This is a genomic window from Brevundimonas sp. P2_A6, from assembly GCF_056404975.1.
In genome coordinates this window covers 908,240-929,322 of sequence record NZ_JBFUCZ010000001.1, presented here as the reverse complement: position 1 = coordinate 929,322, position 21,083 = coordinate 908,240, and the positions used below count along the sequence as shown (strand labels likewise).

18 protein-coding genes and 1 pseudogene are annotated in these 21,083 nt (G+C 66.6%); 7 read left to right on the top strand and 12 right to left on the bottom strand.

What is annotated here, in order from left to right; all coding sequences use genetic code 11:
* The 5 genes and pseudogenes from sufC to AC1DW4_RS04670 form a co-directional block, all read right to left on the bottom strand.
* Nucleotides 1–102 (bottom strand): annotated as a pseudogene (gene sufC, locus AC1DW4_RS04690) (Fe-S cluster assembly ATPase SufC); the annotation flags it as partial.
* The gene (locus AC1DW4_RS04685; RefSeq protein ID WP_477016063.1) at nt 102–491 is read right to left on the bottom strand and encodes a hypothetical protein; all 390 of its coding nucleotides are present in this window, start codon (nt 489–491) and stop codon (nt 102–104) included. The gene AC1DW4_RS04685 and the pseudogene sufC, both read right to left, overlap by 1 nt.
* Nucleotides 488–1,954 (bottom strand): Fe-S cluster assembly protein SufB, encoded by a 1,467-nt coding sequence (gene sufB / locus AC1DW4_RS04680; protein WP_477016062.1) that lies wholly within the window; start codon nt 1,952–1,954, stop codon nt 488–490. Before sufB ends, AC1DW4_RS04685 begins: the two co-directional genes overlap by 4 nt.
* 4 nt (nt 1,955–1,958) lie before the next feature.
* Entirely contained in the window at nt 1,959–3,098 is a 1,140-nt protein-coding gene (locus AC1DW4_RS04675) for a cysteine desulfurase family protein (RefSeq protein WP_477016061.1), read from the bottom strand.
* A complete protein-coding gene (locus tag AC1DW4_RS04670; protein WP_477016060.1) occupies nt 3,095–3,574 on the bottom strand; it encodes an Rrf2 family transcriptional regulator in 480 nt (159 codons plus the stop codon). Before AC1DW4_RS04670 ends, AC1DW4_RS04675 begins: the two co-directional genes overlap by 4 nt.
* 168 nt (nt 3,575–3,742) lie before the next feature.
* On the opposite strand from AC1DW4_RS04670, the gene AC1DW4_RS04665 reads away from it, so the two are divergent.
* Entirely contained in the window at nt 3,743–4,393 is a 651-nt protein-coding gene (locus tag AC1DW4_RS04665; RefSeq protein ID WP_477016059.1) for an alpha/beta hydrolase, read from the top strand.
* On the opposite strand, the gene AC1DW4_RS04660 is transcribed toward AC1DW4_RS04665, so the two are convergent.
* From AC1DW4_RS04660 to AC1DW4_RS04645, 4 genes are all read right to left on the bottom strand, one after another.
* On the bottom strand, nt 4,394–4,882 hold the full coding sequence (locus AC1DW4_RS04660; protein WP_477016058.1) for a MarR family winged helix-turn-helix transcriptional regulator: 489 nt from the start codon (nt 4,880–4,882) through the stop codon (nt 4,394–4,396). It lies immediately after the preceding gene.
* Nucleotides 4,875–5,732, bottom strand: a complete 858-nt coding sequence (locus AC1DW4_RS04655; protein ID WP_477016057.1) for a substrate-binding domain-containing protein — start codon at nt 5,730–5,732, stop codon at nt 4,875–4,877. Before AC1DW4_RS04655 ends, AC1DW4_RS04660 begins: the two co-directional genes overlap by 8 nt.
* Nucleotides 5,733–5,801: 69 nt before the next feature.
* Complete coding sequence (locus tag AC1DW4_RS04650; RefSeq protein WP_477016056.1) at nt 5,802–7,010, bottom strand: exo-beta-N-acetylmuramidase NamZ family protein; 1,209 nt, start codon at nt 7,008–7,010, stop codon at nt 5,802–5,804.
* On the bottom strand, nt 7,007–7,543 hold the full coding sequence (locus AC1DW4_RS04645; protein ID WP_477016055.1) for a DOMON-like domain-containing protein: 537 nt from the start codon (nt 7,541–7,543) through the stop codon (nt 7,007–7,009). The genes AC1DW4_RS04650 and AC1DW4_RS04645 overlap by 4 nt, the downstream gene beginning before the upstream one ends.
* A gap of 227 nt (nt 7,544–7,770) precedes the next feature.
* Here AC1DW4_RS04645 and tyrS point away from each other — a divergent pair, with 227 nt between their 5' ends.
* From tyrS to AC1DW4_RS04625, 4 genes are all read left to right on the top strand, one after another.
* Nucleotides 7,771–9,027 carry a tyrosine--tRNA ligase gene (gene tyrS, locus AC1DW4_RS04640; RefSeq protein WP_477016054.1) on the top strand — a complete coding sequence of 419 codons (1,257 nt, stop codon included), beginning with the start codon at nt 7,771–7,773 and terminating at the stop codon, nt 9,025–9,027.
* Between the two features lie 13 nt (nt 9,028–9,040).
* Nucleotides 9,041–9,496 carry a peroxiredoxin gene (locus tag AC1DW4_RS04635; protein WP_477016053.1) on the top strand — a complete coding sequence of 152 codons (456 nt, stop codon included), beginning with the start codon at nt 9,041–9,043 and terminating at the stop codon, nt 9,494–9,496.
* A gap of 185 nt (nt 9,497–9,681) precedes the next feature.
* On the top strand, nt 9,682–10,827 hold the full coding sequence (locus tag AC1DW4_RS04630; RefSeq protein ID WP_477016052.1) for a M23 family metallopeptidase: 1,146 nt from the start codon (nt 9,682–9,684) through the stop codon (nt 10,825–10,827).
* A complete protein-coding gene (locus tag AC1DW4_RS04625) occupies nt 10,817–11,389 on the top strand; it encodes a bactofilin family protein (RefSeq protein WP_477016051.1) in 573 nt (190 codons plus the stop codon). The genes AC1DW4_RS04630 and AC1DW4_RS04625 overlap by 11 nt, the downstream gene beginning before the upstream one ends.
* A 42-nt stretch (nt 11,390–11,431) precedes the next feature.
* On the opposite strand, the gene prfB is transcribed toward AC1DW4_RS04625, so the two are convergent.
* The 3 genes from prfB to AC1DW4_RS04610 form a co-directional block, all read right to left on the bottom strand.
* A protein-coding gene (gene prfB, locus AC1DW4_RS04620; RefSeq protein WP_477016050.1) for a peptide chain release factor 2 occupies nt 11,432–12,554 on the bottom strand; the annotation gives its coding sequence in 2 pieces (ribosomal slippage) (nt 11,432–12,484 and nt 12,486–12,554; 1,122 coding nt in all).
* Between the two features lie 74 nt (nt 12,555–12,628).
* The gene (locus AC1DW4_RS04615; RefSeq protein ID WP_477016049.1) at nt 12,629–15,088 is read right to left on the bottom strand and encodes a penicillin-binding protein 1A; all 2,460 of its coding nucleotides are present in this window, start codon (nt 15,086–15,088) and stop codon (nt 12,629–12,631) included.
* Nucleotides 15,089–15,164: 76 nt separating this feature from the next.
* Nucleotides 15,165–16,379, bottom strand: coding sequence for an N-acetylmuramoyl-L-alanine amidase family protein (locus tag AC1DW4_RS04610; RefSeq protein WP_477016048.1), 1,215 nt, complete (start codon nt 16,377–16,379; stop codon nt 15,165–15,167).
* 510 nt (nt 16,380–16,889) lie between these two features.
* Here AC1DW4_RS04610 and AC1DW4_RS04605 point away from each other — a divergent pair.
* Nucleotides 16,890–19,580 (top strand): Rne/Rng family ribonuclease, encoded by a 2,691-nt coding sequence (locus AC1DW4_RS04605; protein WP_477016047.1) that lies wholly within the window; start codon nt 16,890–16,892, stop codon nt 19,578–19,580.
* Between the two features lie 54 nt (nt 19,581–19,634).
* The gene (locus AC1DW4_RS04600; protein ID WP_477016046.1) at nt 19,635–21,065 is read left to right on the top strand and encodes a M48 family metalloprotease; all 1,431 of its coding nucleotides are present in this window, start codon (nt 19,635–19,637) and stop codon (nt 21,063–21,065) included.
* Nucleotides 21,066–21,083 lie beyond the last annotated feature (18 nt).

Here is a 21,083-nt window from a genome sequence, read left to right as displayed (position 1 = left end):
CCCGATGACGGCGTGCACCTCGAAAGCCGGAACGTCGAGCGTCAGCCCCTTCAGGATCGGCTTGTCGCCGACGGAGACTTGGAGGTTGGAGATGGCGAGCATCAAGCGGTCTTCTGAGTTAGCCAGCCGCGCATCCGGGCCAGCATTGATTTGGGCTTATCGTCGGGAATGATGTTCCCGACTTCGTCGATTGTTACGGTCCTCTCGAACCAGAATTCATGCATCGCATCTAGAAATGCAGGCTCGCTTACGGGAAATCCCGACGCGTCGCCGATGACAGAGTCGATCGCGCACTTCGGGCAAAACGCGGTCCAGCTATCTGGCTGGTTAGCGAAATCACCCGTCGCCTCCTCTAGCCAGTCTTCGATTTGCTCAGGTCCATAGACCTGCAGGCAGTAGAAGCATCCGCAATCCGTGCTCGCTTCCAGCTGGAAGCGATGGTTCGCACAGTGCGTATGAGCGTCGCGAAGGTATGCCTCGGTGAAGCTCACCCCACGCTCCCCTCGAGTGAGATCGCCACCAGCTTCTGTGCCTCGACGGCGAACTCCATCGGCAGCTTCTGCATGACGTCGCGGACGAAGCCGTTGACCAGCAGGGCCACGGCCTCTTCCTGCGACAGGCCGCGCTGCTGGGCATAGAACAGCTGGTCGTCGGACAGGCGGGTCGTCGTCGCCTCGTGCTCCAGCTGGGCCGAGCCGTTGCGCGCTTCGATATAGGGCACGGTGTGGCTACCGCAGTCGCCGCCGATCAGAAGGCTGTCGCACTGGGTGAAGTTGCGCACGCCCGTCGCCTTCGGGTGTACCGAGACCAGGCCGCGATAGGTCGAGTCCGACTTCCCGGCCGAGACCGCCTTGGCGATGATCCGCGACTTCGAATTCTTGCCCAGGTGGATCATCTTGGTGCCGGTGTCGGCCTGCTGATGTCCGTTGGTGATGGCGATCGAATAGAACTCGCCCGAGCTCTCCTCGCCCTTCAGCACACACGATGGATATTTCCAGGTCACCGCCGATCCGGTCTCGACCTGGGTCCATGACACCTTGGACCGATCACCCCGACAGTCGGCGCGCTTGGTGACGAAGTTGTAGATTCCGCCCTTGCCCTCCGCGTCGCCCGGATACCAGTTCTGGACCGTCGAATATTTGATCTCGGCGTCGTCCAGGGCGACCAGCTCGACCACCGCCGCATGAAGCTGGTTTTCGTCGCGCATCGGCGCCGTGCAACCCTCCAGGTAGGAACAGTAGCTGCCCTTGTCGGCTATGATCAGCGTCCGTTCGAACTGGCCCGTCTGGGACGCATTGATGCGGAAATAGGTCGACAGCTCCATCGGGCAGCGCACGCCCGGCGGGATGTAGACGAAGGATCCGTCCGAGAAGACCGCGCTGTTCAGCGCCGCGAAATAGTTGTCCGAGACCGGCACGACCGATCCCAGATACTGCCGGACCAGATCAGGATATTCGCGCAAGGCCTCGGAAATCGGCATGAAAATCACGCCCACCTTGGCCAGCTCGGCCTTGAAGGTCGTGACCACGCTGACGCTGTCGAACACCGCATCCACAGCGTATCGCGGCGCGCCCTCGACGCCCGCCAGCACCGCCTGTTCGCCCAGCGGGATGCCCAGCTTCTTGTAGATCTCCAGGATTTCCGGATCGACCTCGTCCAGCGACTTGGGCCCGTCCTTCTTCTTGGGCGCGGCGTAGTAGAACAGCTCCTGGTAATCGACGGGCGTGTATTTCACCGAGGCCCAGGTCGGCTCCTCCATCGCCAGCCAGCGTTCATAGGCGGCCAGGCGCCATTCCAGCATCCACTCCGGCTCGCCCTTCTTCTCGGAGATGAAGCGGACGATGTCGGCGTTTAGCCCGCGCGGCGCATACTCGGTCTCGATGTCCGAGGTGAAGCCGTGCTCGTACTTCTCCAGCGCGGCGACGGCGTCGATGGTTTCCTGAACGGCGGCCATGGTCTTACGCGGTTTCCTTCACGCGGGCGGACTGGCGCGCGCGGTGTGTCTGGTATGCCTTGGTCCAGGCGTCGGCGAAGCGTGACCAATCGTCTTCCGTGGAGCCCCAGCCCCCCGAGACGCGCACGCCCCCGGTCGCTAGGTCCATACGGCCCATGGCCACGATCGTCCGGCTGGGCTTGGTCTTGCCCGACGAACAGGCGCTGCCGGCCGAGACCATGACACCGCCCAGGTCCAGCACGATCAGGGCCTGCGGGCTGTCCCAGTCGGCGACCGACAGGAACAGGGTGTTGGGCAGCCTCGGTGCACCCTTGCCCATGATCGTCGCCCCCGCCGCTTCGACCGCCGCTTCCGCCGCGTCGCGCCAGGCCTTGTGCGCCTCGGCCAGCGGCAGGTCACGCGCAGCACAATCGGCCGCGACGCCGAATCCGTGGATGCCCGGCACGTTCTCGGTCCCGGCGCGCAGGCCCCGTTCCTGTCCCGCCCCGCGCACGATCTGCACCGCAGCCCGGCCTTCGCCCAGCACCAGCGCCCCGACACCCTGCGGCCCGCCCAGCTTGTGCGCCGACAGCGTCAGGCTGTCGGCTTTCAGCGCCGCCATCGTCACCGGGATCTTGCCCGCCGACTGGATCGCATCGACGTGCAGCCAGCCGCCCGCCTCGCGCACCAGGGTCGCGGCCTCGCGGATCGGCTGGATCACGCCGCTTTCGTTGTTCGCATGATGGATCGCCACCACCGCCTTGCCGGGCCCGCGCAACAGTTCCGACAGCCGACCCAGATCGACCACGCCCCGGCTGTCCAGCGGCAGGACCTTGACCGGCTTGCCCGACGCCATCGCCGCCTCGGCCACGCACGGGTGCTCCGACGCACAGACTATCAGCCGTTCATATCCGGCCGCCAGGGCGCTGGCGATCGCCTGGGCATTCGACTCCGTCCCGCCGGACGAGAAGATCACGCTCTGCGCATCCGCTCCGACCAGTTCGGCGACCCTGGCCCGCGCCGTCTCGACCCTCGCCCGCGCGCGCCGTCCGGCCGCATGTACCGCCGACGGATTGCCGTTGTCGGCCAGGGCCTCGGCCATCGCCGTCTGCACCTCGGGCCGCACCAGAGCCGAGGCGTTGTAGTCGAGATAGACGCCGCTCATGCCGCCACGCCCATGCCGGTCCCGGCGGCCGTCGCCGCGCGACGCCCCGTCCGGTTCATGATGACGTCTTCCAGCGACACGCTGGCCAGATAGCGATGGATCTCGTCGCCCAGGTCTTCCCACAGATTGTGGGTGATGCAGCGCTCGCCCGCCATCATGCAGCCCTTGGGCGAGGAATGGGCCGCGCACCGCGTCGCCCGGATCGGCTCGTCGACCGCCAGCACGATTTCCGACACCACGGTCTCGCCCGCCGTCTTGGCCAGACGATAGCCACCACCCGGCCCGCGCACGCTGAGCACCAGCCCGCTTTTGCGCAGACGGGCGAAAAGCTGTTCCAGGTAACTCAATGAAATCTCTTGCCGCGTCGCGATCTCGGCCAGAGACACGGCGCGACCGACCGCGCCCTCGCCCCGGCCGTTCCGGGCCAGATCGGCCATCGCCATCACGGCGTATCGTCCCTTGGTCGACAGTCGCATCGCCGTCCTCAAAAATCGCGCGCTTTTCCGGGGTCTTGTGCTATGACCCGCCGCTTCGCGAGGCGGCCGAACGCAGGGATGGACTTAGAAAGTCCTACCCCCGTGGTCAAGTATTCCGGCGGCCCGAAACGACAGTTGAATGGATTCCGGAGCCCCCAAGGAGCCCCAATGCCTGAAGTCATCCTGCCCGGCGCCTCCGGCCGCATCGAGGGCCGCTATTCCCCCGGCAAGCGGGCCAACGCCCCGATCGCCCTGATCCTGCACCCCCACCCCAAGGCGGGCGGGCATATGAACAATCCGGTCACCGTGACCCTGCACCAGCTGTTCCAGCAGCGCGGTTTCGCCACCCTGCGCTATAACTCGCGCGGCGTCGGCAAGTCGCAGGGCGAGTTCGACAGCGGCATCGGAGAGCTGGCCGACGCGGCGACTGCGCTCGACTGGCTGCAGTCCAACAATCCGGCCGCCACCCAGACCTGGGTCGCCGGCTATCAGTTCGGGGCCTATATCGGCATGCAGCTGCTGATGCGCCGGCCCGAAACGGACGGCTTCATCTCGGTGTCGCCGCCCTCGAACATGTACGACTTCAGCTTCCTGGCCCCCTGCCCGGCGTCGGGTCTGTTCCTGCACGGCACGGCCGACACCATCGTGCCGCCGGTGGAGGTCGAGCGCGTGGTCAACAAGCTGCGCACCCAGAAGGGCATCGTCATCGACTACGAGCTGGAAGACGGTGCCAGCCACTTCTGGCAGGACCACATCGACGCCGTCGAGCGCCGCGTCGGGGCCTATCTGGACAAGCGTCTGGAAGCCGAACCGGCCTGATCAGGTCTGGTTGGGTTCGATACCGACCAGACGCGACAGCAGCTTCAGCAGCGCGGCCCGCTCGGCCTCATCGAGCGGGGCCAGGGTCTTCGACGTGCCCTGCGTCAGGCAGGCATCCAGGCGGTCGGCCACGTCCTGCCCCGATGACGTCAGGCCCACGATCACCCCCCGCTTGCTGGCCGGGTCAGGACGCAGCTCGACCACGCCCGCCGCGACCAGCCGCCGGACGATCGAATGGGTGTTGGCCGGCTCCATGTCGATCCGGCGACCCAGCTCGGCCTGGCTCATGGGTCCGGCCGCCAGGGTGCTGATCACCGCCGCCTGAACGGGTGATACGTCCCCGAGCACCGACAACGCCTCGGCCGAGTTTCGCCGCGCGATCGCGTAGGCGCGGCGCAGCAGATGCCCGACTTGACGAACAACGAAGGCGGGCGGCGGCGTGGGCTCGGCCGCCGCCATCACCGACCTGGATGGATCGTCGTCACGCAAGCGTCAGGGCCGCCTCTGCATAGTCGGCGCGGCCGATCTTGTCGGTCTCGAAGATGCCGCGCTCTTCGACCCAGTCGTGGGTCTTGTCGTACATCTCGGCGGAGTAGGGTTCGAACACGATGCGCTCCCCCGGCCCGAACGCATCGACGTTGACCCGTTCGCGATAGGCCTCCGCGATCTCGTTCAGATAGAAGTGCGCATAGCGCTGATGGTGAAGGTCGATGTCGTGCTGAGCCCGCCGCAGTGCCGCATAGTATTTGGCGACATCATCGGCCGGAACGCCGTCCGGTATCAGACCGACGATCATGAAGGTGCAGTCGGCGACCTTCCGCATCCCGATCTGTTCGGCGATGTAGGCCTGGATGCCGAATAGAGTTCCCGCCGCCGCCTCGCCCCTGTCCAGACGGCCCAGACGCGTATCGGGATTGCCGGCGAACTCCAGCTTGATCCGGTCGGCGGGCATGGCCGTCTCCAGCGCCTGGATCGTCGCGTAGTGGCTGCCCGACTGATAGCCGACATCGACCGGCACATCGGCCAGGTCCGCCAGTCGCTTGATCGCGGAACCGGCCGGAACATAGATCCCGCAGGGCGAGACCGAATAGGCGTCGCCATACAGCCGTCCATGCTTGTTGGATGCCGCCATGTTCACGGTCCAGTGGCAGGCGCACGAGATGCTGGCCTCACGGCCTTCCTCGTAGGTCTGATAGGCACCCGACGGCACGCCCGCAGCGTTGAAGTTCAAGTCGTGCTGAACCATCGCATAGTCGGTCAGCCCCTCATCCTTGAAGTACCCGTGGGCGTCGGCCACCCATTCCTGAAGCCGACCGTGGGTGTGGATCAGAAATGTCATGACGCAATCCTCCGGGATGAGCAGAACATATTATGATCATAACAAAACGGGTCGCGCAAGCGACATGCTCTAAGGCGCCCAGTAAAGCAGGTGCGGTCTTCGCGCCTCTATCCAGGCCGCCTCGTCCGGCCCGGCGATCGCGTCCAGATCGCCCGCCTGTGCGCCCGCATCGTCGACCCATTCGCGCAAGGCCGGGCCGCCGTTGATCACGTCGATGGGCAGCTTGCCGAACGCATACTCGTACGGAAAATCCCGCCACAGGTCGTAGTCGGGATACAGCCGCCGGATCGCCTTGAACCCCAGCGCCTGGACCCGCCACGGCCGGAACGCGCCGTGGTCATAGGTCGGCCCCTCGACGTGGATCTGCACCCCCGAGCACAGCTGGCCGACGTGTTTGTGGAAGGTCGGCTCGAACCACATGTCGCGCAGCACGCAGCCGCCCAGCCATTGCGGAGCCAGCGCTCGCATCTCGGCGATCACAGCGCGGGCGTCGATGTCGGGCGCTCCGAACAGCTCCAGCGGCCGGGTCGTGCCCCGGCCCTCCGACAGGGTCGCGCCCTCGACCATCACCGTGCCGGGATAGGCCCGCGCCATCGACAGGTTCGGCGCATTGGGGCTGGGGTTGATCCACGCCCGCTCCCCCAGCGGCCAGCCGAAGCCCGGCCCCGCGTCGGGGTCATAGCCCTGCATCGCGATGACGCGGTATTCGACGTCCAGCCTGAAGTGATCGATGAACCAATGGCCCAGTTCGCCCAGCGTCATGCCGTGCCGCATCGGCATGGGCCCAGCCCCGACGAAACTCTCCCACTCCGGTACCAGGGTCGTGCCCTCGACCGGCCGCCCGGCGGGGTTGGGCCGGTCCAGAACCCAGACCTCTTTCCCATGCTCGGCCGCCGCCTCCAGCACATAGAGCAGCGTCGTGATAAAGGTATAGATCCGGCACCCCAGGTCTTGCAGATCGACCAGGATGACGTCGAACGTCCCCATCGACTGCCCGCTAGGCCGACGCACCTCGCCATACAGACTGAAGACCGGAATGCCGTGGACCGGATCGGTCTCGTCCGGGCTCTCCATCATATTGTCCTGCAAGTCGCCCTTCATCCCGTGCTGGGGGCCAAAGGCGGCCGTCAGATTGACCCCCGCCGCCACCAGCGCATCGACCGAATGGGTCAGGTCCGCCGTCACCGACGCCGGATGCGCGACCAGCGCCACGCGCCGTCCCTTCAGCGCGGCCAGCAGCTCCGGCTCGGACAGGACGCGGTCGATTCCGAATTTCATGGCAGGTCCAGGACGAAGGAGTCGGGGTGATGGAAGTCCGGCTTATCGGACGGATGGCAGAGTGCCCAGTAGGTCCGGGTGCCGTCACAGCCCTCGATCACAGCCGACACGCCCAGTCTGCCGACTGAAGACGGCAGATCGATGTGTGCCTCCAGCGCCAGCATGTCCGACGCCAGATCAAGCGGCGAAACGGTCACGACATCGGTCGCCTCCACCATGCCCTGCCGGTAGCCATCGAAGCGATAGGACGCCCACTGCCCCGACGGCGACAGATTGAACTCGAGGTAGCCGTCAGCATTCTGGATGAAGACCTCGAAACAAGTGCGCTCCCACAGGCGATCGGCCCGTCCCGTCTCTTGAGGGTCAGGCCACGTCACAGCCTGAACGTCACCCTCGACCACGAAGCGGACCCACAGAACATCGCCCTGCCGCTCGAGCATCACCTCCACCACGACGGCCGGTCCCGACATCCCTGAAGGGTGACGCAGCAGGGTCAACGTGGTCGGTTGGTCGGTTTCGTCCGGCTCGAACATGACGCCTTGCTACACGCCCCTTTTCGACCAGGCTAATCCCGCATGCGTCCTATTGTGACGTAGCGGCATGCTAGGCCTCGTCCTCCTCCCTCCGATCCCTACCATCAGCACGGAGTTGGAGAAGTTGGAGTCACTTTTCTCGACTCTCACTCCAGCCGCGACTGCCCTTCGACCCGGCGACGGACCGTGCTACTGCCGCCGCTCCCTTCCCTGCCAAGCCTGATGCCATGACCGATCCCGTCTTCCAGTCCGACTTCCTCAAGACGCTCCAGGCACGGGGCTATATCCATCAGATCACTCATCCGGCCGAGCTGGACGCGGCGGCCACGGCGAGCGTCGTCACGGGCTATATCGGTTTCGACGCCACGGCCCCCAGCCTCCACATCGGGTCCCTGATACAGATCATGATGCTGCGCCGGCTGCAGCAGGCGGGGCACCGCCCCATCGTCATCATGGGCGGCGGCACGACCAAGGTCGGCGATCCGACGGGCAAGGACGCCTCGCGACCCCACCTGACCGACGAGACGATCGCCGCCAACATCGCCTCGATCCGCACGGTGTTCGAGAAATTCCTGACCTTCGGCGACGGGCCGACTGATGCGATCATGATCGACAATGACGACTGGCTGTCGGGCTATGGCTACATCCAGTTCCTGCGCGACTACGGCACGCATTTCACCGTCAACCGGATGCTGGCCTTCGACTCGGTCAAGCTGCGGCTGGAACGCGAGCAGCCGATGACCTTCCTAGAGTTCAACTACATGCTGATGCAGTCGGTGGACTTCCTGGAGCTGAACCGGCGCGTGAACTGCACCCTGCAGATGGGCGGATCGGACCAGTGGGGCAACATCGTCTCGGGCGTCGATCTGGTCCGCCGTGTGGACGGCAAGGCCGCGTTCGGCCTGACCACGCCGCTGCTGACCACGGCCTCGGGCGGCAAGATGGGCAAGACGGCGCAGGGCGCGGTCTGGCTGAACGCCGAACAGCTGAGCCCCTACGACTACTGGCAGTACTGGCGGAATACCGAGGACGGCGACGTCGGCCGCTTCATGCGCCTGTTCACCGATATGCCTCTGGAGGAGATCGCCCGGTTCGAGGCCCTGCAGGGGGCCGAGATCAACGACGCCAAGAAGGCCCTGGCCGACGCGGCGACAACGATGCTGCATGGCGCGGACGCGGCCGCCTCCGCTCGCGCCGCGGCCGAGGGCGCGTTCGAGCGCGGCACCCTGTCTGCCGACCTGCCGACCATCGACCTGCCGGGCGACGAAGTGATCGGGGCCATGCTGGCGGCCGTCGCGACACGCGCAGGCCTGACGGCCTCCAACGGGGAGGCGCGCCGCCTGGCCCAGGGCGGTGGCCTGCGACTGAATGACGAGGCGATTCAGGATGGAGCCCGCCTTATCGAGGCCTCCGACGTCAATGCCGACGGCGTCCTGAAACTGGCGGCGGGAAAGAAGAAGCTGCTGCTCGTCCGCCCCGTCTGAATGGAGAGAACCGATGACCGAGATCACCGAGGGCTCCAAGGCCCCCGCCTTCGACATGCCTGCCGATGGCGGTGCCCGTGCGACCCTGTCGGGCCCCACGGTCCTGTATTTCTACCCCAAGGCCGACACGCCGGGCTGCACGAACGAGGCCAAGGACTTTTCCGAGCACGCCGACGCCTTCGCCGCCGCTGGGGTCACGGTCATCGGTGTGTCCAAGGACCCGGTGAAGAAGCTCGACAAGTTCAAGACCAAATACGACCTGAAGGTCACACTTGCTTCCGACGAGGAGACCGGCGTCACCGAGACCTATGGCGTCTGGGTCGAGAAGAGCATGTACGGCCGGACCTACATGGGCATCGAGCGGGCCACCTTCCTGATCGACGGATCCGGGACCGTCCGTCAGGTTTGGCGCAAGGTTTCGGTCAAGGGACACGCCGAGGCCGTTCTCGCAGCTGCACAAGCCCTCTAACGACGTCGCCAAGTCTAGTCGGCCTCATCCGTAGTGTTACGAAAAACGCCTGACACGCGAATCTGACGAATAATAGATTCGTTCACGGATCGTCGGGATGCCAACGTGGTTAAGATTGCGTGAACGCTATTGCCGCAGCGCAACAGTTGCACGATAGTCCGCCCCGTACATGGGGGCGTGTCACGATGGTTGAAGAACAGGGAGCAGTCAGGCGCTCTTTGATCGGTCGCTGGTTTCCCGAACGTCACGTTTATCTGCGATCGAACGGCGATACTCGGGGTTATGTTCTGACCAGCGGTCGCCAGATGATGCTGGCGCTCGCGGGGGTCGCTGTCGCGGGTTGGACCCTTGTCGCCTCGGGCGGCTTCATCTTCGACATGGTGATCAGAAGCCGTGCGGATGATGAGGTCGTTCGCGCCCGCGCTGCCTCCGAACGCCTGAACGCCGACCTGCAGGCCCGGCTGGAAACCGCCGTCGTCCGCATGTCGGCGACGACCGGTGGCCTCGACGAAATGGCCACGATGGTTGAGCGACGTCACGCCGCCCTGACGCGGGTCATGACCATGTTCCATGGTGTCCAGGGTGCCGAGGCGGTTCTGACCCCGGCCGCTCCGCCGGCGCCCGGTCAGGCGAGACCGATCCAGCGCATCGTCGCCGTCCGCATGGATCAGGAGCGGCTGATCCAGCGGGCCGGAGACTTTGCCCAGACCCGGGCCGAACGTCTGCGTCTGGCCTTCCGTCTCGCCGGCCTGAACCCGGCCGTCTATGCCCCGGCGGGATCGGCATTGGGCGGTCCCCTGATCGAGGCGGGGGACCCCAAGGCCCTGGCCACCATTCTGGACGTGGACGAACCCTTTGCCCTCCGCATCCGCCATGCCGCCGACAATCTGACCGACATGCGCCATCTGGCGGACGCGGCCGAGGATCTGCCCTTCGCCCGCCCGACCCAGTCGCGCACCACATCGGGCTTCGGCGTCCGCTTTGATCCGTTCAACGGCCGCCCCGCCGTGCATCAGGGACAGGATTTCGCCGCCCCCCTGAACACCCCGATCTATGCGACCGCTCCCGGCACCGTGTCTTTCGCCGGTGTGCGTTCAGGGTATGGAAACACCATTGAGATAGACCACGGCCACGGCTTCAAGACCCGTTTCGCCCATCTGAATTCCATGGCGGTCCAGCCCGGCCAGCGCATCGCGCTGGGCCAGCGGATCGGCGCCATGGGCACGACGGGACGCTCCACCGGCGTCCATCTGCACTATGAGGTGTGGATGGACGGTCGCCCCCAGAACCCCGCACGCTTCATGAGAGCCGGAGATCAACTTGTTCAATAAGACCAAATCCCCCGCCCCGACCACGCCCGACCGCCCGTCGAGCGCCATGCCCATTCCCCCGCTGCCCGACCTGCCCTCGCCCGGCATGAATCGTTCGGCTGCCCCCTCGCCCGCCCCGTCGCCGATCGCGTCGTCGCGCGGCCTGTCGACCCTGTCGTCGGACCTCCAGTTCGAGGGAAATGTTTCCGGTGCCGGTGACCTGCAGGTGGACGGCTCGATCAAGGGCGACGTCCGCGTCGGCCGCCTGATCGTCGGCGAGACCGGTGCCATCGAAGGAAACGTCACCGCCGACTATCTGGAGGTGCGCGGCCGTATCGTGGGCGGCGTGGCCGGCAAACAGGTCAAGCTGGTCTCGACCGCCTATGTCGACGGCGACATCACAGCCGAACAGCTGTCGATCGACATCGGTGCCTATTTCCAGGGCCGCGTCCTGCAGAGCCGCCGCGATGCGCCGGCCCCGGCCGCCCCAGCACCGCGCCCCGTCGCGCCGACCTTCGAAGCGCCGCCCGCCTCCACCCCGGCCGAGCCCGCGCCACAAGTCATCGATCTGAAGCCGGTTTAAAGCGACGGCCTTCTCCCTCCCCCTCGGGGGAGGGAGACTCCGCTACTCCACCGTCGATCCGCGCGTCTCGCCGACCCGCGCCGCCAGGGCCGCGCCCATGAAGGCGTCCAGGTCGCCGTCCAGCACGCCCTGGGTGTCTGACGTCTCGACCTCGGTCCGCAGGTCCTTGACCATCTGATAGGGCTGCAGGACGTAGCTTCGGATCTGGTGGCCCCAGCCAATGTCGGTCTTGGCGTCGGCCAGGGCCTGCGCCGCCGCCTCGCGCTTCTGGAGTTCCAGTTCGTACAGACGCCCGCGCAGCATCTTCCAGGCCTGCTCGCGGTTCTGGTGCTGCGATCGCCCTGCCTGACAGGCCACCACGGTGTTGGTCGGAATGTGCGTCAGGCGCACCGCGGAATCCGTCTTGTTGATGTGCTGCCCGCCCGACCCGGACGCGCGATAAGTGTCGGTGCGCACGTCGGCCGGATTGATGTCGATCTCGATCGTGTCGTCCACCACGGGCGAGACCCCGACCGAAGCGAACGAGGTGTGCCGCTTGGCCGCCGCGTCATAGGGGCTGATGCGCACCAGCCGGTGCACGCCCGATTCCGACTTGAGCCAGCCATAGGCGTTCGGACCCGTCACCAGGATCGTCGCCGACTTGATGCCGGCCTGGTCGCCGTCTTCCGACGCCTCGATCTCGACCTCATAGCCATGCGCCTTGGCCCAGCGGGAATACATGCGCAGCAGCATGCCGGCCCAGTCGCAGCTCTCCGTGCCGCCGGCGCCCGAGTTCACTTCCAGATAGGCGTCGTTGCCGTCCGCCTCGCCGGACAGCAGCGCCTCTAGCTCGGCCCGGGCGGCGCGATCCTTGATGGCCTTCAGGCTAGTGCGCGCCTCTTCCAGGGTCGCCCCGTCGCCCTCTTCGTCGGCCATGTCGGCCAGCATGATGCCGTCCTCCAGGTCGCGCTCCATGCCTTTCACGGTATTGATCTGGGCTTCCAGCTTCGACCGCTCGCGGCTGACCGCCTGGGCCTCGTCGGGCTTGTCCCACAGCGTCGGGTCCTCGACCCGCGCGTTCAGCTCATCCAGCTTGCGGTTGGCGACATCCCAGTCAAAGACGCCTCCTGAGCAGAGCGACGCTCTGCTCGATGTCGGCCTTCATGGCCTCGACATCCGGTCTCATCGCAAACTCCTGCGAATCCAAAAAAGAAGACGGCGCGCCGGATGGCGCGCCGTTCAGACGCCCTAACTAGGCCGTCAATACAGGCCGCTCAAGTCCTCGGCGGGTTGCTGTTTGGTGGGCGGGGGCGATGATGCGGGCTGATTGCTCGGGCCGGGGACCACACCCGCCGCGGCCTCAGCTTCCTGCCGGATCACATCGTTGTAGTTTTGCGGCCCCACCGGCGCCGCAGCCGCCTGTGCCTGACGCTCGTCTTCGCGACGGCGCTCGGTGCCCGGACGGAACGCTTCCTCGATCCCGTTCACATTGCGGAAGATCGCGCCGCGAGGCCGCACGAACGGGCGGGCGGGTCGTTCCTTCAGGGCATCTTCCATGAAGTCGATGAACACGGGAACGGCGGCCGAAGCCCCCGCTTCTCCTGACCCCAGGGAGCGGTTGTCGTCGAAGCCGATGAACACGCCCACCACTATATCGGTGGTGAAACCCACGAACCAGGCCGAGCGGTATTCGTTGGTGGTGCCGGTCTTGCCCCCGATCCAGCGGCCCAGGCCGCGCGCGCTGGCGGCCGTGCCGCGCTGCACGACGCCCTCCAGCATCGAGCTGATCTGATAGGCGGTTATCGGGTCGATGACCTGTGTTCCGCGCGGCTCCAGGAAGGGCGATGCCTGGCCTGCGAAAGCCCGACCACAGTCGCGGCATCGACGCTGATCGGCGCGATAGATGGTCTCCCCATCGCGGTCCTGGACGTACTCGATCAGGTAGGGGTTCACGCGCCGGCCGCCGTTTACAAACGCAGAGTAGGCCGCAGTCAGATTATAGGGCGTCACTTCGCCCGCCCCCAGAGAGACAGAAAGGTTTGGCTGCAGATTGTTGGCGACCCCCATGCGCGCGGCGAGATCGACGACCTTTTCCATGCCGATGCTGTCGGCGAGGCGCACGGTCATGACGTTTCGCGACAGCTCCAGCCCGCGGCGCAAGGTCGAGGGGCCATAATAGCGACGGCTGTAATTTTCTGGCGTCCAGCGCCGACCGTTCGGCCCGCCCGCGAAGCTGATCGGTCCGTCCACGACGATCGACGCGGGCGTGAAATCGCCTTCCAGCGCGGCGGCATAGACGAAGGGTTTGAACGAAGAGCCCGGTTGGCGCTGGGCCTGGGTCGCCCGGTTGAAGCTGGACAGGGCATAGGAATAGCCCCCGACCATGGCCAGCACCCGCCCGGACTGCGGCTCGATCGCCACCAGGGCGCCGTTGACGGCCGGAACCTGCTTCAGAGCGAACTGGCCCGAACGCGGCTCCACGAAGACCAGGTCGCCACGCTTCAGCGGACGGTTGGCATTGGCCCAGGCCGCATCGGCCGCCAGCAGCGTGCCGGTTTCATCGTCGCGCGCGGTACGGACGCGCACGGTATTGCCCGACACACTCTCGACCGCGGCGGCCACCCAGGCACGCCGTTCCGGCGGCGCCTGCTGGCGCAGGGCGACCGCCTGCCAGCCGGGCGCGAAGTCGGTCGTGCCCCAGGCTCCGCGCCAGCCGTGACGACGGTCGTAGTTCTCGAGACCGCGCATCAGGGCGTCGCGCGCCGCGGTCTGCAGCGACGGGTCCAGCGTCGTGCGCATATAAAAGCCGCCGGCGTTCAGCTGCTTGCCGAAGTCGGGATTGGCCGCCGCCTGACGGCGCGCTTCCTCTACGAAGAAATCGGCATCCTGATATTCGGCGCGGCGCGGTGCCGACTGGGCATTCAGCGGGCGCGCCCGGCCCTCGACCAGTTGGGCCTGTGTAATGAACCCGTTCTGGGCCATCTCGCCCAGAACCCAGTCGCGGCGGCCCTTGGCGGCACCCGGATGGCGCTTTGGATGATAGTTGTTCGGACCCTTGGGCAGGGCCGCCAGGAACGCCGCCTCGTCCGGCGTCAGCTGCTCCAGCGACTTGCCGAAATAGTTGTAGGCGGCCGACGCGACGCCGTACGAGCGATAGCCCAGGAAGATCTCGTTCAGATACAGTTCGAGGATCTGCTCCTTGGACAGGGTCGTTTCCAGCCGGCTGGAAAGGATCGCCTCCTTCAGCTTGCGCCCGATGCTGGATTCATTGGTCAGCAGGACGTTCTTGGCCACCTGCTGGGTGATGGTCGATCCGCCCTCCAGCCGGCGGCCGGTCGCGGCGTTCAGCACGTTCTTCAGCATCGCCCGACCCAGACCGGAGACGTCGATGCCGCCGTGCTGGAAAAAGTTCCGGTCCTCGGCCGCCAGGAACGCCTTCACCACCAGCGGCGGGATCTGCTCGTACGGCACATATATGCGGCGCTCGTCCGAAAACTCGCCAATCAGGGTGCCGTCACCGGCATAGACCCGTGTCGCGGTAGCGGGCCGATAGTCGGCCAGCTCCGAGGCATCGGGCAGGTCATGGAACAGCCAGGCCGCATAGACGGCGACGATCAGCCCGGCCAGGGCGATCGCCCCCAGCAGGGCCACGCCCGCCATCACGAACCAACGTTCGGCAACCTTCACCGCAGACTCCAACGACCCGACCGCGGGTCGCATGATCCGACGGTCGATGACGGGTTTAGCCGGGGTCGCGGTGCTTCGCTAGGGCGAGGGCGTTCAAGCCGCCCGTTTCCTACGGAACGCCGCCGGCACTGTTCAAAGCCGCCATCTGCAATGGCTCGGACGGCTGGCTGAAATAGCGGTCGATGCCCTCGGCCACGGCGCGAACCAGTTGACGGCGTTCGGTGGCATCGCCCAGGGCGCGCTCGTCGTCCGGATTGGTGATGAATCCCATTTCCAGCAGCACGGCAGGCACGTCGGGGGCCAGCAGGACGGCCAGACCCGCGTCGCGATGGCTGCGACGCAACAAGGGATGGTCCGCCGCCTCCAGATGGGTCAGCAGTACGCGGGCAAACTGCGCCGAACGGTTCTGGGTCGCGCGCTGCGTCATGTCGAGCAGGATGCGATCGACCGAAGGGTCGCGGCCCGGCAAGTGGAGATCCTGGTGCCAGTTGTCGCCACGCGTGACCTCGCGCACCGCCCGGCTCGCACCCTGCTCCGACAGGGTGTAGACGCTCGCACCCCGCGTGGCCGGGTCGGCCCCCGCATCGGCGTGCAGCGAGATGAACAGGTCGGCGTCCGCCTGTCGGGCAATGCGAACCCGCCGATAGAGATCGACATAGACATCCGATTCGCGGGTCAGCTGGACTCGATAGCGCCCGGTCCTCAGCAGTTCGTCTCGGAGCGCCAGGGCGGCGGCCAGGGTGACGCTGCTTTCAGAGCGATGGGCACCCAGGGCACCGGGATCGTGCCCCCCGTGACCGGCATCGATGACCACGAGCGGACGCTCGGCACGCGCGGGTGCGCGGCTTGCCGCAGGTCTCGTGGTTGCACCCGAGACGGGTCCGCCCGTCGCCGTGATGTCGATGACGTAGCGATAATGAGTGACCCCGTCGCCGGGCGGCAGCAGAAACCGCCGCTCGATACGCGCGGTCCGTCCGAGGGCCAGCTGAAGCCGGGATGCGGTGCCCGAAGGGCTGACACGCCAGTCGCGAACCAGACCGGACCCGGACCCATCCGCCCCTCGACCGGCGCCGACGCCTGCCAAGGTCAGGACGACCTGTCCTGCCGATCCGGACTCGATGACCTCGCCGCGTGCAGAGCGACCCAGATCGATGACCACGCGCGTGTGATCAGCGTCGCCGCCGAACCGTACGCCCAGCACGTCGCCCGCCGTCCCGGTCGCCATGGAGCGGCCGCCGACCATCAGCACAGCCGTCAGCACCACGAGCGCGAGCGCCGTCAGCGCCCAGTCGCGGACACTCCAGTCTGAGAGATTGAAACGCATCGACGCGCGCATTCTGACGGCGACCCACCTTGTTCGAGGCGAACAACCTGCCAGATCGCGGTGTGGATTGGGTTAAGCGCAGCCATGAAACTGGAAGGTCGAACCATCGTGGCTTTTCATTCACACCCGGCATGCCTATGCTTGTATCCGTTCGCGAACGATCGCGCCGCCGCATTGCCGGTCTGGCGCGGCCCCGGCGCGGCGCCCCACTCCCGCCTTCGCGGATCGCCAGGCCAGACCCTGAAACGGGTAGACCCCTTGCGATCGACGGAGCGGGCCTACCCCCCGACCTTGCGCCGCCCCTGGCGCGCGGGTCCAGGATCGACCAGACCCCCATGGGCCTTTCCGCCTGCCCCTCCCTCCGATCGACAGCCCTAAATGGGCCGGTCGCAGTCGTGTCCGGCGCCTGCCGCGACGACGGGATGATGCGCGCGCCGGCCCCTTACCCCGTTCGGCGAGCCGCCCCGGCCTTTTCAGGTCCCGGCAGAGCGCGCCAGAGAGATACCTTCAATGTCAAAGACCATGCTTATCGATGCGGCGCACGCGGAAGAAACCCGCGTCGCCATCGTGGACGGCCGCCAGGTTGAGGAATTCGACTTCGAGTCGAAGACCAAGCGCCAGCTTCGCGGCAATATCTATCTCGCCAAGGTCACTCGCGTAGAGCCCAGCCTTCAGGCCGCCTTCGTCGAATACGGCGGCAATCGCCACGGCTTCCTGGCCTTCAACGAGATCCACCCGGACTACTATCAGATCCCGGCCGCCGATCGCGAAGCCATCATGGCCGAGGCGCATTCGGCCGAGGACGATCACGACGACGAACACGCCCGCGACGACGACGAGTCCGAAGGCGGCATGGCCGAAGAGGAACGCCTGAAGCGTCGCCTCATGCGTCGCTACAAGATCCAGGACGTCATCAAGCGCCGCCAGATCCTGCTGGTCCAGGTCGTCAAGGACGAGCGTGGCGGCAAGGGCGCGGCCCTGACCACCTGGCTGTCGCTGGCCGGCCGCTACTGTGTCCTGATGCCCAACACCGGCAAGGGCGGCGGCATCTCGCGCAAGATCACCCAGGCCAGCGACCGCAAGCGCCTGAAGGCCGCCGCGGCCGCCCTGGACGTGCCACGCGGCATGGGCCTGATCATCCGCACGGCCGGCGCCAAGCGCACCAAGGCCGAGATCAAGCGCGACTACGAATACCTGCTGCGCCTGTGGGAAACGATCCGCGAGACCACCCTCGCCTCCCATGCTCCGTCCTTGATCTACGAGGAAGAGAATCTGGTCCGCCGCGCCGTGCGCGACATGTTCGACAAGGATTTCGACGGCATCCAGGTCGAGGGGCTGGAAGGCTTCAAGGAGGCGCGCGACTTCATGCGGGTGCTGATGCCCTCGCAGGCCAAGAAGGTGCATCTGTATCAGGGCTCCAAGCCCCTGTTCGCCGCCAACGGCATCGAGGAACTGCTGACGCAGATCCACCAGCCGGTCGTGCCGCTGAAGTCCGGCGGCTATCTGGTCATCAACCAGACCGAGGCCCTGGTCGCCATCGACGTCAACTCGGGCCGCGCCACCAAGGAACGCAACGTCGAGGCCACGGCCTTCAAGACCAACTGCGAAGCCGCCGTCGAGGCCGCCCGCCAGCTGCGCCTGCGCGACCTCGCGGGCCTGGTGGTCATCGACTTCATCGACATGGACGAGTCCAAGAACAACCGGACCGTCGAACGCATCCTGAAGGATGAACTTAGCCACGACCGCGCTCGCATCCAGATGGGCCGCATCTCGGGCTTCGGCCTGATGGAAATCAGCCGCCAGCGTCGCCGCCTGGGCGTGCTGGAGGGTGCCACCGAGGTCTGCCCGCACTGCCAGGGTGCCGGGCGTGTGCGCTCGGCCGAGTCCGCCGCCCTGATGGTGCTGCGCGCCGTCGACATCGAGGCCGGCAAGAATGGCGCGGGCTCGATCAATCTCAAGGTCTCCTCCGCCGTCGCCCTCTACATCTTGAATCACAAGCGAGACTACCTTCAGCGCCTGCTGGAACGTCGGGGCCTGGCCGTCATCATCCAGATCGACGACCGCCTGGGTCAGGGTGAAAGCAGCATCGAACGCACCGAGACCAACGAGGACTTCGTGGCCCCCGAGGCCGTCGTGTCCCTGGCCGATCTGGACGACGACTTCGACGACGCCGCCTATGCCGACGAAGACGACAATGATGAGGACGAAGACTTCATCGTCGACGACGACGACGCCTTGGATCGCGAAGACACCGACGACGACGAACCGCGCGAACGCGCTGAACGCCCGGAACGGATCGAGGGCGAGCGCGGCCGGGGTCGCGGCCGTCGGCGTCGCGGTGGCCGTCGTGACGAGGAAGCGGCACCGATCGCGGCCGACGCCGTGGTCGAGGGCGTCGCGTCCGATGACGATGACGACAGCGAGGCGGGACGTCGTCGCCGCCGTGGCCGCCGCGGCGGTCGTCGGGTCCGCGAGGACGGCGATGTGGCGTCTACCGGATCGAACGACTTCTATTGGGTCCGGGGCCGGACGCCGTCGCTGGACGACCCCTATGTCTGGTTCGACCCGCTGAACCCGCCTGCCCGCGCCGAGCGAGGCGAGCGTCCTGCGACGTCCTCGAGCCCGGTCGAGGCACCGCGAGATGTGGAGGAAAGGGTCGGCGAACGTCCAGGAAACGAGATCGCGAGTGATAGCGAAGGCGGACGTTCGCGTCGCCGCCGCCGCGGTCGCGGTCGGGGTGGCGAGCGCGCCACACCGCACGAGCTGAAGGTCGAAGGGCGCGCCACCAACGAAGGCATGCCTGCGGACGGCTCGCCCGACGCGCCGATGGCCGTGATCCTGCCCGACGACGCCTCCGAGGCCCCTGCCCCGATCGTGGCCGCCGAGCCGCAACGCCGCCGCGTGCGCCGCAAGACCTCGACCGCGATCGCCGACACCGGGTCCGAAGCCCTCGTCGCGGACGAGGACGCGTCGGCACCTCCCATGGAGCCGGAAATCGCCTTCGCGGCCGAAGCCGAAGTCGTCGAGGTCGAGCCGGAGCCGACAGCTCCACCTGTGGAACCGGAACCGGCCGTTCTGGTCGAGGCGGTGGAAACACCCAGGCCAGAGGCGGACCTGTCGGCCATCATCGCCAGCGACCCGGCGCAGATCACCGCGCCTCCGGTCAAGCCGAAGCGCGGGTGGTGGCGTCTGGGCTCGTGACGGCCTAGATTGATCGAGAAGACGAGGCGGGGGCGCCGGTCGAAGGAGTTGGCCATGATCCGGTCGAACCAATCAGCGTCCCGCCTCGTCGCGCGCCTGGCCTGTGCCGTGGCCACGGCCGCGCTCGTCGCGACCTTCGCGGGTCCCGCTTCGGCGCAGTCCACGATCCGGGACACCGAGGTCGAAGGCATCATCCGGGAGTGGACCGACCCGGTTTTCACCGCCATGGGGCTGGAACCGTCGGAAATCCAGGTTCTGCTGGTGAACGATCCCGAACTGAACGCCTTCGCGACGGGCAATCGGGTCATCGGTGTCAACACCGGCCTGATCCTTCGGACGACCAGTCCAAACCAGCTTTTGGGCGTGATCGCCCACGAGGCGGGCCACGTCAAAAACCGCCATGTTCTGCGCGAAGGCGCGCAAGGTGCCGCGATGCAGCCGATGCTGATGACCATGGCGCTGGGGGCGCTGGCCGTCATCGCCGGGCAGCCCGGCGCCGGCGCGGCCTTGCTGAGCTCGGGTCAGTTTTTCGGCACCGTCAATGCGCTGCGCTATCTCCAGGGGCAGGAGGGCGAGGCCGACATCACGGCGCAACGCGGTCTTGAGGCGGCTGGGGAATCCGGTCGCGGCCTGGTCGAGTTCTTCGAGAATTTCCGCAGCCAGGAAGTGTTCTCCGACGCGCGGCGCTATCCCTATTTCCGCAGCCACCCGCTGTCTGGCCAGCGTATCGAGGCGCTGCGGCGTCCGGTCGAGGCCGCCGCCCACTATGGCCATGTCGACAGCCCGCAACGCATGGCCGAACACGCGCTGATCCTGGCCAAGGTCCATGCCTTCATGGATGCTCCGAACCAGACCCTGCGCGCCTACGGATCCGGCGACACATCCTTCCCCGCCCGCTACGCCCGGGCGATCGCGTGGTATCGAGACGGGCAGACCCAGAAGGCACTCGACGCCACCGACGCCCTGATCGCCGAGCAGCCGGAGGATCCCTACCTGTGGGAGTTGAAGGGTCAGATCCTGTTCGAGGAAAGCCGTCCCCAGGAAGCGATCGCCGCCCACACCGAGTCCGTCCGGTTGAAGCCCGATGCCCCCTTGCTGCGCATCAACCTGGCGCATGCCCTGATCGAGACCAATGACCCCGCCAATCTGGATGCCGCCATCGATCAGTTGAAGCGGGCCGTCGCGCGTGAAGACGACAATACCCTGGCCTGGCGTCTGCTGTCACAAGCCTATGCCAGCCAGGGCAAGGAAGGAGAGGCGCGTCTGGCCTCCGCCGAATACTATTTCGCGGCCGGCGTCGAGCAGGAGGCGACCCAGTTCGCGCTGCGTGCCCGCGACATGCTCCCGGCCGGATCGAACGAATGGCGCCGCGCGATGGACATCGTGCTGGCCTCGGGCGCGACGATGGACGACATCAACGACCTGGACCGGCGCCAGGAACGACGCCGCGAACGCCCGACCGTCATCCCGCCCGCCGGCGCATGATTCCTCTCGATCGAGACC